Annotated in this window: 10 protein-coding genes; 4 read left to right on the top strand and 6 right to left on the bottom strand. The window is 61.1% G+C overall.

The genetic code is table 11. The features are described from left to right. Positions 1–498 (bottom strand): NAD(P)H-binding protein (locus GVN17_RS23980; protein WP_166597757.1); only part of this gene is annotated, 498 nt, incomplete at its 3' end. An 85-nt stretch (positions 499–583) separates the two neighbouring features. Between GVN17_RS23980 and GVN17_RS23985 the strand changes: the two genes are divergently transcribed. After that, on the top strand, positions 584–1,006 hold the full coding sequence (locus tag GVN17_RS23985) for a helix-turn-helix domain-containing protein (RefSeq protein ID WP_166597758.1): 423 nt from the start codon (positions 584–586) through the stop codon (positions 1,004–1,006). Here the strand turns inward: GVN17_RS23985 and GVN17_RS23990 are convergent. The 4 genes from GVN17_RS23990 to GVN17_RS24005 all read right to left on the bottom strand — a co-directional run bounded on the left by GVN17_RS23990 (position 1,001) and on the right by GVN17_RS24005 (position 5,537). Beyond that, positions 1,001–1,609, bottom strand: coding sequence for an FMN-dependent NADH-azoreductase (locus GVN17_RS23990; RefSeq protein WP_166597759.1), 609 nt, complete (start codon positions 1,607–1,609; stop codon positions 1,001–1,003). The two genes, GVN17_RS23985 and GVN17_RS23990, sit on opposite strands and share 6 nt — an antisense overlap. Positions 1,610–1,797: 188 nt before the next feature. After that, positions 1,798–3,024, bottom strand: coding sequence for a cytochrome c (locus GVN17_RS23995; RefSeq protein WP_166597760.1), 1,227 nt, complete (start codon positions 3,022–3,024; stop codon positions 1,798–1,800). Then, complete coding sequence (locus tag GVN17_RS24000; protein WP_166597761.1) at positions 3,021–4,784, bottom strand: GMC family oxidoreductase; 1,764 nt, start codon at positions 4,782–4,784, stop codon at positions 3,021–3,023. Before GVN17_RS24000 ends, GVN17_RS23995 begins: the two co-directional genes overlap by 4 nt. Before the next feature lie 6 nt (positions 4,785–4,790). Next, entirely contained in the window at positions 4,791–5,537 is a 747-nt protein-coding gene (locus GVN17_RS24005) for a gluconate 2-dehydrogenase subunit 3 family protein (RefSeq protein ID WP_166597762.1), read from the bottom strand. A 691-nt stretch (positions 5,538–6,228) separates the two neighbouring features. Between GVN17_RS24005 and mrdA the strand changes: the two genes are divergently transcribed. Then, positions 6,229–8,163 (top strand): penicillin-binding protein 2, encoded by a 1,935-nt coding sequence (mrdA, locus tag GVN17_RS24010; RefSeq protein ID WP_166597763.1) that lies wholly within the window; start codon positions 6,229–6,231, stop codon positions 8,161–8,163. A 150-nt stretch (positions 8,164–8,313) separates the two neighbouring features. Further along, entirely contained in the window at positions 8,314–10,035 is a 1,722-nt protein-coding gene (gene poxB / locus GVN17_RS24015) for a ubiquinone-dependent pyruvate dehydrogenase (protein WP_166597764.1), read from the top strand. Between the two features lie 50 nt (positions 10,036–10,085). Here poxB and GVN17_RS24020 read toward each other — a convergent pair whose 3' ends face one another. Next, positions 10,086–10,946 carry a LysR family transcriptional regulator gene (locus tag GVN17_RS24020; RefSeq protein ID WP_166597765.1) on the bottom strand — a complete coding sequence of 287 codons (861 nt, stop codon included), beginning with the start codon at positions 10,944–10,946 and terminating at the stop codon, positions 10,086–10,088. 108 nt (positions 10,947–11,054) lie between these two features. Between GVN17_RS24020 and GVN17_RS24025 the strand changes: the two genes are divergently transcribed. Continuing rightward, complete coding sequence (locus tag GVN17_RS24025) at positions 11,055–11,495, top strand: VOC family protein (protein WP_341964375.1); 441 nt, start codon at positions 11,055–11,057, stop codon at positions 11,493–11,495. Positions 11,496–11,870: the final 375 nt, after the last annotated feature.

The following is an 11,870-nucleotide window of genomic DNA, read 5'->3' on the forward strand; positions in this document are numbered from 1 at the left end:
GATGCGGCCTTCACCGGCGCTGCCGAACAATTGGCCATGGGCGAGGGCGGGCGGGATGCTGGCGGTGTAGTTCTCGTGGTACCAGCCGTTGCGCAGCACCACAGACGGTACGCCCGAGGCCTTGAGGGCGGTTTCGGTGTCGCGGTGTTCGCCTGCCAGACCCAGCAGCGAGGTGTCCGCGTGCAGCACGCTGGTGTAGCCGAGCAATTTCACGCCCGCCCGTTTGGCGGCGTCGATCACGGCCTGATGCTGCGGCACGCGGGTGCCCACGGCGTCGGAGGAAATCAGCAGGACCTTTTCAGCGCCCTTGAACGCGCTGTCCAGCGTCTCGGGTTTCGTGTAGTCGCCGTGGCGGACCTGCACGCCTTTCGCGGCGAGGTCGGCGGCTTTTTCAAGATTGCGTGCGACAGCGACGATCTGCGAGGCGGGGACTGTTTTCAGCAGTTCGGCGATAACCAGATGGCCCAACTGACCCGATGCACCGGTAATGATGATCATGATGTGTTCCTCAGTGACGTTGAATGTGGGCTCAGCATAAAGGGCATGCTAACCTTTCGTAAGTACGTACAAAAAGGTAAGTGTCATGAACGATATTTCTGCGCCGTCCAGCGAAAACATTTCCTTGCTTGAGCGCATTCGTATGGGCCAAGTGTTAGCCCGGGATTGCCCGTCCCGGGAAATTCTCAATCACGTATGCAGCCGTTGGGGCGTGCTGGTATTGGTGGTGCTGCTGGACGGCATGCACCGGTTCAGTGAGCTGCGGCGCAAGATCGGCGGGGTCAGCGAGAAGATGCTCTCGCAAACATTGCAAAGTCTGGAGCAGGACGGCTTCGTGGACCGCAAGGCACTGCCCGTCGTGCCGCCTCACGTTGAATACACGCTGACCCCCATGGGCAAGGAAGTGGCGTTGCAGGTCGACGGCCTGACCACGTGGATCGAGCAGAACCTGCCGCGCATTCTGGAAGCGCGGGAGGCTCGCGGGGTTGAAGTGGCCGAGCCGTTATAAAGTGGCGGCGAGGTCGATGGCGGCTTTGGTCGCGGTCTGGCGGGATTCGGCGTCTACGTCCGGACCCAGCAGGGTTTTCTCGATGACGATGTTGAATTGTTCGTCGATGCCGACCATTTCGCTCCAGGTGGTCATGTAGGCAATCTGGTGTTCGGCGCGGTCCAACGGCGCACCACGGGCGGCGATGACCACCACCTTGCGACCGCCGAGCAGGCCGTTCAACCCGCGTTCATCGAAGGTGAACAGCAGGTCTTTCTGGCTGACCACGTCGATCAAATGCTTGAGGGTGTAGGGGATGCCGAAATTCCACATCGGCACGCCGAACAGAATGATGTCGGCCTTGACGAAACGCTCGGCCAGTTCACTGATACGGGCCCAGGCGGCCGCCTGTTCAGGTGTGCGTTCGACGCCTTGAATGCCCGCGTATTTGGCGTCCAGCGTTGCGCCGTCGAAGGCGGGCAGTGGTTCATTCCACACGTCCAGCGTGTCCACCGTGGCAATGGCGTGCTGCGCCTGCCAGGCATCGATGAAAGCCTTGGCGACCTCGATCGTCGCGGAGCGTTGTTTGCGGGGCGAGCTTTCAATGTAGAGCAAGTGCGGCATGGTCGTGGCCTCTGCGTGATGGGAGCGTGAGCATCAGTGATAGCAGAAGACCGTGGGCAGGGTGAGTTGGTTTTTGCTGAAGGCAAAAATGCGCCACTCGCCCGCATCGGCAGAAACTGGAATCCAAAAAAAAGCCTGACCCCATCACTGAGGTCGGGCATTTTTCGTTTGCTGCACAGCGTCGACACTTACTTCGGCGTTAACGCCTCACGCACGTCTTTCACCTCGGCACTGGACACAGATGGCGCGGCGTTGCCCCAGGTGTTGCGCACGTAGGTCAGGACGTCGGCGACGTTGTCGTCCGACAGGTTCCAGCCGAACGCGGGCATCGCCGGCGCGGTGGGTGCCGCGTCGGTGGCGCCCGCACGACTGCCTGCCAGCACCACGCGGATCAGCGACGAAGGGTCGTTGCTGTTGATCAGCGGGGCCATGGCCAGTTTCGGGAACAGGTGAGCAGCGCCTTCACCGTTCGGCGTGTGGCACGCCGAGCAGCGGTCAGCGTAGATCGCCTTGCCCGCGACCATTGAGGCGTCGGTGGCCGCAACCGGCTTCGGCGCATCCACCGGCTTGGCGCCGTCTTTCAGGTAGACGGCAACGGCCATCAGGTCCTGATCATTCCAGTGCTGCGACGAGTGCTCCACCTCTTCAGCCATCGGGCCGGAAGCGATGTCGAAGCGGTTGGCGCCGGTTTTCAGGTACTGAACGATGTCGTTTTCATTCCAGGCCTGCAGACCGTCGTGGCCGCTGGACGTGATGTTCGGCGCCACCCAGTTCTGCAGGTTGGCGCCCGTCAGGAACTGATCGCCCTTGTCACCGCCGGTGATGTTCTTCGGCGTGTGGCACGTGCCGCAGTGGCCCAGGCCTTCGACCAGATACGCACCGCGGTTCCATTGCTCGGACTTCTGCGGATCGGCCTTGAATTCGCCTTCCTTGAAGTTGAGCAGGTTCCAACCGATCAGGCTGGTGCGCACGTTGAACGGGAAGGGCAGCTGGTTGGTTTCGACCTTGTTGTCCGACGCATCGACGGTTTTCAGGTAGGCGAAAATGGCCAGGTTGTCTTCACGCTTGACCTTGGTGTAGGCCGTGAACGGCATCGCGCCGTACAGGCGTTTGCCATCCAGACCGTGGCCCTTGGACATGGCGTTCTGGAAGTCTTCGAAGCTCCAGCGGCCGATGCCGGTGACCGGGTCCGGCGTGATGTTGGCGCCTGCCAGCTTGCCGAACGGGGTGTCGAGAATCACACCGCCGGAAAACAGCGGTTTGCCCGGCAGGGTGTGGCACGCCGTACAGTCGCCGACGGTGGTCAGGTAGCGGCCTTTTTGCACGAGATTGTAGGAATCCGCGCCGGTTTCGGCGTGAGCCAGGGAAACGCACAGTGCGATCAAGCCCGCACAGGCAGTCAGAAGCGTCTTCATACGCTGATCATCTCCCCTGGACGCTTGAGGTAGCGGGTGCGAATGGCATCCGCGGCTTTGAAGGCCAACGCGGCCACGGTGCCGGTCGGGTTGTAGCCAGGGTTTTGCGGGAAGGCCGACGAACCGACCACGAACAGGTTCGGCACGCCCCAGACTTGCAGGTATTTGTTGACCGAACTGTTCTTCGGATCGGCGCCCATGATGAAGCCGCCGACGATGTGCGACGACTGATAGGGCGAGCTGTTCCAGTGGCCGGTCTGTGCGCTGGGCACCATTTGACGCGGGTTCATGCTCTTGGCGATTTCCCCGACCTTGCCCGTGACGTAGGCCGCCATCTTGCGGTCGTTCTCCGGGAAGTCGAAAGTGATGCGCAGCAGCGGACGGCCCAGCGGGTCTTTGTAAGTCGGATCGAGGGACAGGTAGTTGGTGCGGGTCGCGTAACTGCTCGCTTCACAGCCGATGGACATGTTGGCGGCGTAGTTCTTGACCGTGGCTTTCTTCCATTCCGAACCCCACGCCGGAGTGCCGGGCGGGAGAGGGCGCGAGTCGATGGGCGCTGCGCCAATCGGGGTAACCCGGGTGCTGCCGCCGCCGACGAACCCCAGACCCGAGTGGTCGAAGTTGTCGTTGTTGAACTCGTCGATGCCCATGCCGATGGCGCCGCCGCCGATGAACGGGTTGAAGTTCTTGTCATCGAAGAACATCCGCACGCTGTTGGCGGTCTGGTAGGCGTAATTGCGGCCCGTGGTGCCGGTGTTGGTGACCGGGTCGTACGGTTGACCGACGCCGGACAGCAGCATCAGGCGCACGTTTTCGAAGATGAACGCGCTGATCACCACCAGTTCCGCGGGCTGTTCCCATTCGTCACCGTTGGCGTCCATGTAGACGATGCCGGTTGCGCGTTTGCCGCTGCTGTCCATGGTCACGCGCAGGACTTCGCAGTTGGTCATGGCCGTGAAATTCGGCTTGCGGATCAGCACCGGCAGAACGGTGGTGATGGCGCTGGCCTTGGAGTAGTTGGCGCAGCCGTAGTTGGTGCAGAACCCGCAATAGGTGCACGGGCCCATCGCCACGCCGAGGGAGTTGACGTAAGGCTTCGACACCAGCGCCGAAGGCACCGGGAAGGGTTTGTAACCGAGGTTTTTCGCGGCTTCGGCAAACAGCGTCGGCGCGTAGGTCTGCTCGGTCGGCGGGTTCGGGTATTCCTCGGAACGCGCGCCTTCGAAGGTGTTGCCGCCTTCCTGGATCACGCCCTTGATGTTGCCGGCCTTGCCCGAAACGCCCGCGAGGCGATCGAACTTGGTGTAGAACGGCTCCATTTCGTCCCAGTCGGTGCCCCAGTCTTGCAGGGTCAGCTCCGGCGACAGCTCTTTGCCGTAACGCTCGGTCAGGTAGCTGTGCAGACGGAACTCATGGGGCTGGAAGCGAAAGGTGATGCCCGCCCAGTGGTTGCCTGCGCCGCCCGTGCCGTTACCGGGGTGGAACGACCCCCAACTGCGCATTGGCAGCGCGGTTTCAGTGACGTTGTTGCGAATCGTCGTGGTGTTCTGGCGCGTGCGCAGCATCAGGTCCTGACGACGGTTGTAACGCAGTTCGTCAGCGGCGGACGCGATGTTGAAGTCGGCGGCGGTGTCGCGCCACGGGCCACGTTCGAAACCGATGATGTTCAGCCCCTCATCCGCCAGTTCGTTGGCGATGATGGACCCGGCCCAGCCGAGTCCGACAACCACGACGTCCGTGGAAGGTAGTTTTTTGGCCATGTCGAATTAACCCTTCTTGGTCCAGGCGGTGCTACCGGAAATGGAAAGCGGCACCAGGTTCAGCTTCTGATTGTGCTGAGCGATGTAGGGGCGGTAGTCGTACCGCGCGCCGGGGAAACCGATCATTTTCCAGGAGACCATGTCGCGGTTGCCGCCGTAGACCGGGTCGGCGAAGAAGCCTTCCATGGTGTTGCCCAGCACTTGCTGGAAGAACAGCTTGGCGTCGATGCCGTCGAGGACGACCTCACCCTTTTCCAGGCCTGTCAGCACTTTGTCCTGCACCTCGGGGGCGAGGGCGGCGAAGCTTTTCTGGAACTGTTTCTGGCAATAACCTTCAAGGCCAGCCAGGCCCAGACGGTAGCGGTCGCGGGGTACGAGTTCGGACTGGTCACCCTGCATCGGGGTGCCTTTCTCGAACGGGCCTTGCATGTACAGACGGCTGAAGGTGCCGTATTCACCGGCGAGCTGGCGGTCGATGAACACCGCGCAACCGGCGTCCTTGCCACTCACGCTCAACTCGTCCGCCGGGATCAGGCGCGCCACGATGGCTTCCACCGCGCTGGCTTCGGCGGAGCTGAAGAACTGCCAGCCAGGGGTGTCGTAATGCATCGGACCGTTGTGGTCGAAGGGGACCCACTCCGGCACACCGACAACGGTGGCCGCCTTGGCCGTGGCAGCAGCGCCCACGGCCAGCGTCGTTGCCGAGGACTTCAGCAACTGGCGGCGGGTGATGCCCTTGGGTTTTTCTGTCATGCAAGGCTCCTGAGAACGCACCTTCGCGGGCCATCGCGAGGAGGGTCCGGTCGGGGGGCGTCGTACGTATTCACGGTTGGGTTCGGCGAGTTGTTTTAGTGCCGAGGATCAATGCTTCGGTGGGTGTGACATTGGGTCTCTGGCAGCCCGGCGGGCGAAAGGCGCACGCTGAGCGGGGAATCGCCATGACCGCCGGTCATCTTTTCCACGCGAAGCGCAATCATAGATGTGTTACCGGCTGTTGCATCCTGTGAATTCTGCAAATGACTGTTGCTGATATTGCAACAGTAAGTTTTTTGTCTTGGTGTGCGGCGTTTCCCCGCGAACCACCGCACGAATGTTCAAGAACGCTGTAACCGTTGTGCTAGGAGGGTTTCGTCTCCCCACCCTCAATACGCAAAAAAAGCCGCGAATTCTGATCCGTTTTATATCGGAGTGGCTGATCCGGGAGTGGGTCGAGCATTGATGAGCATTGCGTAACAAAATTATTCTTTTTTAACACCTCGCCATGCGAAAACGGCCTGACACCTCACCGATGCTCCTCCGCGCTTTCTGCGAAGATGACAGGATTTTCATGAAGAACGGCCCATGACGCCGGACGCTTCTTGGTATCGTGCACGCCATTTGCGTCCAGCGAACCGCCAATGGACGCTGTGTTTACCGTTCATCTTTTCACCGAGTAGCTGTAGAAATGCCCGATCCAATCCCCTTGAAGGACCATGAAAAGGAGACCCGGCTGGTCAACAAGCGGTTGATCGCCTGCGCGCTTTTCGTCGTCATCCTCAGCGTTGCCCTGGTTTGCCGGATGTACTTCCTGCAAGTCACCCAGTTCGCTTATCACTCGACGATTTCCGAAAACAACCGCGTTCACGTATTGCCAATCCCGCCGGAACGCGGGCTGATCTACGACCGAAATGGGGTGATCCTCGCCGATAACCGGCCCAGCTTTAACCTGACCATGACCCGCGAGCGGGCGGGGGATTGGCATGCGGTCATCGACGAATTGATGCAGATCCTCAACCTGCCCGACGAAGACCGGATCATTTTCGACAAGGCGATGAAAAACTCGCCCCATCGCTTCGTGCCGGTCACCCTGCTCTATGAGCTGACCGAAGAGCAGATCGCCCTGCTGGCGGTGAACCAGTTCCGTCTGCCGGGGCTGGACGTCGAGGCGCAGTTCGTTCGTCATTACCCGTTGGCCGAACATTTCGCCCATTCCATCGGCTACGTCGGTCGTATCAACGAAAAAGAAGCAACGCAGCTGGACCAGGTCGAGTACCGGGGCACCCAGTCCATCGGCAAGACCGGCGTCGAGCGCTTCTATGAAAACGAGCTGCACGGTCACGTCGGCTACGAAGAAGTGGAAACCAACGCTCAGGGCCGCGTGTTGCGGGTGCTCAACCACCACGACCCGGTCGCGGGGAAAAGCATCACCCTGAGCCTGGACATCAAGCTGCAAGAAGCCGCCGAAGAAGCGCTGGGGGATCGTCGCGGTTCCGTCGTGGCCATCGACCCGGCGACCGGCGAGGTGCTGGCGATGGTCAGCAAGCCGAGTTTCGACCCGAACCTGTTCGTCACCGGCATCAGCTTCAAGGAATATTCGGCGCTGCGTGATTCGGTGGACCGGCCGCTGTTCAACCGCGTGCTGCGCGGCCTGTACGCACCGGGTTCGACCATCAAGCCTGAGGTGGCGATTGCCGGGCTCGACAGCGGCATCATCACGCCGTCCACCCGCGTGTTCGATCCGGGCTATTTCCAGCTGCCGGACTTCGACCACAAATACCGCAACTGGAACCACAGCGGCGACGGCTGGGTGGATTTGTACGCAGCGATCATGCGTTCCAACGACACCTATTTCTATGACTTGGCCCACAAGCTGGGGATCGACCGAATGCACGATTATCTGACGATGTTTGGCATCGGTCAGAAGGTCTCGCTGGACATGTTCGAAGAGTCGGCGGGCCTCATGCCGTCCAAGGAATGGAAGCGCATCACCCGTCGTCAGGCGTGGTTCCCTGGCGAGACCGTGATCCTCGGCATCGGCCAGGGCTACATGCAGGTCACACCGTTGCAACTGGCCCAGGCCACGACGCTGATCGCCAACAAAGGCGTGTGGAACCGTCCGCATCTGGCCAAGGAAATCGGCGGCGTGCCACCGGTGGACGAGCACCCGATGCCGAACATCGTGCTGCGCGATGCCCGCGAGTGGGATCAGGTCAACAACGGCATGCAGGCGGTGATGCACGACCCAAGGGGCATCGCCCGTGCGGCGGCCCAAGGCGCGCAATACCGGATCGCCGGGAAAAGCGGCACGGCGCAGGTGGTGGCGATCAAACAGGGCGAACGCTACAACCGCGACAAGACGCTGGAACGCCATCGCGACAACGCCTTGTTCGTCGGCTTTGCGCCCGCCGCCAACCCGAAAATCGCGGTGGCGGTGATGATCGAAAACGGCGAAGCGGGTGGACGAGTAGCAGGCCCGGTGGTGCGGCAGATTCTTGATGCGTGGCTGCTGGATTCGGACGGCCACCTGAAACAGCAATACGCCACGCCCGCGACGCCGCCGGTCAACCCGAAACAGCAAATCGCTGCGCCGAGCAAGGCGGTGGTGCAGCCGCCGGTGTGACGCAGGGTTGTTGGACTTCCTCTGTAGCAGTTGGCCGTTCGTTCCCCATTCCCACTGAACTGTGACCCACCCTGCGGGTCGATTTGAAACGATGCGCGACGCAGCCTTTTGCGTTGCGCCGACTTTTCGACTCGACAAGGAACCCGCCCCATGTCCAGCAAAACCGTCGCCGATTACCTCGCCCAGACCCTCGCCGCCGCAGGCGTTTCCAAGATATGGGGGGTGAGCGGCGACAGCCTGAACGGGCTGACCGACAGCCTCGAACGGCTGGGCAAGATCCAGTGGATGCACACTCGTCACGAGGAGGTCGCCGCGTTTGCTGCCGGGGCTGAGGCCGCGTCGACCGGTAAGCTGGCGGTCTGCGCAGGCAGTTGCGGTCCGGGCAATCTGCACTTGATCAACGGCCTGTATGACTGCCACCGCAGCCGCGTGCCGGTGCTGGCGATTGCCGCGCAGATCCCGTCTTCGGAAATCGGTCTCAACTATTTTCAGGAAACCCACCCCACCGAACTGTTCAAGGAGTGCAGTCACTTCGTTGAGGCGGTGAGCAGCGCCGAGCAGTTTCCTCGCGTGCTGGAACGGGCCATGCGTGCGGCCATCAGTGAGCGGGGCGTCGCGGTGATTGTGATCCCGGGGGACGTCGCGCTGTTGCCCGCGCCTGAAGCCAAGCCGGCGTGGGTCGACGTCAGCCCTGCGAGGGTGATCCCCGCCGAAAAGGATTTGCAGCAACTGGTGACGCTGCTCGACAAGTCGAAAAGCGTGACGATTCTGGCCGGTGCGGGCTGTGCCGAGGCACACGATCAAGTCGTCGCGTTGGCCGAAAAGCTGTCCGCGCCAGTGGTTCACGCCCTGCGCGGCAAGCAATACATCGAATACGCCAACCCCTTCGACGTGGGCATGACCGGCCTCATCGGCTTCAGCTCGGGCTATCACGCGATGATGTCCTGCGACACGCTGTTGGTCCTGGGCAGCAGTTTTCCGTACCGCAATTTCTACCCGGAAAAAGCCAACATCATTCAGATCGATATCGACGCGGCGGCCCTCGGTCGTCGTGTGCCGCTGACTCTGGGGCTGGAGGGCGGTATTGCCGAAACCATCGTCGCGCTGCTGCCGAGGATCAAGCCGCACACCGACCGCAAGTTTCTCGACAAAGCGCTGGATCACTACGCCAAGGCCCGCGAAGAACTGGACGAACTGGCCACGCCTTCGCCCCACGGCGAGCCGATTCACCCGCAGTACCTGACGCGCATGGTCGATGCCTACGCCGATCCGGACACGATCTTCACGGTTGATGTCGGGACCCCAACGTTGTGGGCGGCGCGCTACCTGACCATGAACGGCCAACGCTCGCTGTTGGGTTCGTTCAATCATGGCTCCATGGCTAATGCCATGCCTCAGGCCTTGGGCGCAAAAGCGGCGTTCCCGCAACGCCAGGTGGTGGCGCTGTGTGGTGATGGTGGCCTGTCGATGCTGCTGGGTGACTTGCTGAGCATTCGCCAGCTCAACCTGCCGATCAAAATCGTGGTGTTCAACAACAGCTCGCTGGGCTTTGTCGCGATGGAGATGCAGGCCAGCGGGTACGTGCCCCATGACACCGATTTCAATGCTACCAATTTCGCCAACATCGCCATCGGTGCGGGCATTCTGGGGATTCGCGTGGAAGATTCTGCTGACCTGCCCAACGCCCTGAAAAAAGCCTTCGAGCATCCAGGGCCGGTGGTGGTGGACGTGGTCACGGCGAAACAGGAACTGGGCCTGCCGCCGAAAATCAAACTGGCCCAGGCCAAGGGCTTCAGCCTGTTCATGCTCAAGGCCGTGATGAGCGGCAAGGCCGATCAGGTGCTGGAATTGGCGAAAACCAACTTCCGCTAGCGCGCAGGGCTATCTGTAGCTGCCCGCCAGGCCGGACGGCTACAGGTGCTTTACACCACGTTCAAGCACTCACGAAATAATCGCTGCAACGGCAATTGCCGATTGGCATGGCGCATCACCACGGCCAATTCGCGGTAGAAGGTCAGGGCGCCGAGGTCGATGACCCTGATCTGTGTCGCACGCTCCAGCCACAGCCCGGCCCTTGGCACCAGCGACACCCCCAATCCTGCCTCGACCATTCGCACAATCGCGCCCACTTCATCCAGTTCCAGGCCCGCTTGGGTCTCGATCTTCTGTTCGCGCAGGAAACGGGTCACCCGGCGTCCGCCGAACGAATGCCGGTCATAGCGCACGAAACGCCGTTCGCGCAGCAGTTGCAGTGGGTCATCTCCTTTTACAGAGGCCGGGGCGATGAGGACGAAAGGCTCGCGCTCGATGACCTCAAGGTGCAGTTCCTTGGGCAGCGAAAAGGGCGGTCGGATCAGGATCGCCACGTCGATTTCCCCTGCGTCGACGCGGTTCAGCAGCGTCTGCGACACGCCGGGCACCACCTTGGCTTCGACGGTCGGCGCCAGCGTGTTGAGCTGCACCAGCGCGGCGGGCAGCAGCCCGGTCTGCACGGTGGCGATGGCGCCGATCACCAGTTCGCCGTAATACCCGGTATCAGCCGTCGGCGCCGCCATGCGTTCGAACCGCTCGACAATGTCCTGCGCCATCGGCAACGCGCGCTGCCCGGCAGCATTGAGCGTGGCGCTGCGACCACTGCGGTCGAACAGCGTCGTGCCCAAGGCTTTTTCCAGGGTTCGGATTTGCGCACTGACCGCCGACTGGGTCAGTCCGATCTGATTGCCCGCCGCAACGAACGTACCCAGTCGCTGGACCGTGAGAAAGGTTTTCAGCTCGCGAATCATGGCAACTCACTGATCGAAATTATTGTGGCTCGACGCGAAAATTATGATCTTTCAATCAAGGAATCAATGGGTAAAGATGGCCGCATCCCGAAAAGAGGAACATTGACCGTGACCGCTACTACCCGGACCATCTCGCCGTTTCACCTCGCCATCCCCGTGTACGACCTCGCCGCTGCGCGACACTTCTATGCCAGCGTGTTCAACCTGCCGGAAGGCCGCTCCAGCGACCACTGGGTGGACTTCGATTTTTTCGGTCACCAACTGGTGATCCATGAACACCCGAAAACCGATTCCCAGGCCCACGCGGGCAGCAACGCGGTGGACGGCCATGACGTGCCGGTGCCGCATTTTGGTGTGGTGCTGGGCTGGGAAGAATGGGAAGCGCTGGCGGAGCGTTTGAAGGGGCAGGGTGTCAAGTTCGTGATCGAACCTTACGTGCGCTTCAAGGGCCAGGTGGGCGAGCAGGCGACCATGTTCCTGTTCGACCCCTGCGGCAATGCGCTGGAGTTCAAGGCGTTCAAGGACATCGGGCAGTTGTTTGCGAAATGAATCTTTGAAATAAGGTTTTGAGATACCCTCACGACCTGTGGGAGCGAATTCATTCGCGAAACGTGGGGCCAGTCGATGCAGATGTATCGCCTAGCCTATCTTTTCGCGAATGAATTCGCTCCCACAGTGAACTCGAAGCGACCTCAGTACTGGCGATAATTGGATCCCGCTTGAACATCGTTAGATGAATGTCTCAGCGTTTTAAGATGTTCTTTCTACGTCTATAAAGTGACCGATAAGTTTCATCGACGACCGGTCTCAACTCCTTTCATTACCGGCCGAAGTATATTTCAGGCCGCGTCTTCCCTTTCTCCGCTTAAACCCGTAAAAAGCCCGGCGCGCGCCTGACCGGCCACGCATTCCCGTCGCTGTCAT

Source organism: Pseudomonas sp. SLFW (assembly GCF_009905615.1).
GTDB classification, from domain to species: domain Bacteria; phylum Pseudomonadota; class Gammaproteobacteria; order Pseudomonadales; family Pseudomonadaceae; genus Aquipseudomonas; species Aquipseudomonas bambusae.

Coding starts and splice junctions, on each gene's coding strand:
- mrdA (WP_166597763.1), top strand. CDS start 6,229: ATGCCCGATCCAATCCCCTTGAAGGACCATGAAAAGGAGACCCGGCTG.
- GVN17_RS23985 (WP_166597758.1), top strand. CDS start 584: ATGAACGATATTTCTGCGCCGTCCAGCGAAAACATTTCCTTGCTTGAG.
- GVN17_RS23990 (WP_166597759.1), bottom strand. CDS start 1,609: ATGCCGCACTTGCTCTACATTGAAAGCTCGCCCCGCAAACAACGCTCC.
- GVN17_RS23995 (WP_166597760.1), bottom strand. CDS start 3,024: ATGAAGACGCTTCTGACTGCCTGTGCGGGCTTGATCGCACTGTGCGTT.
- GVN17_RS24005 (WP_166597762.1), bottom strand. CDS start 5,537: ATGACAGAAAAACCCAAGGGCATCACCCGCCGCCAGTTGCTGAAGTCC.
- poxB (WP_166597764.1), top strand. CDS start 8,314: ATGTCCAGCAAAACCGTCGCCGATTACCTCGCCCAGACCCTCGCCGCC.
- GVN17_RS24000 (WP_166597761.1), bottom strand. CDS start 4,784: ATGGCCAAAAAACTACCTTCCACGGACGTCGTGGTTGTCGGACTCGGC.
- GVN17_RS24020 (WP_166597765.1), bottom strand. CDS start 10,946: ATGATTCGCGAGCTGAAAACCTTTCTCACGGTCCAGCGACTGGGTACG.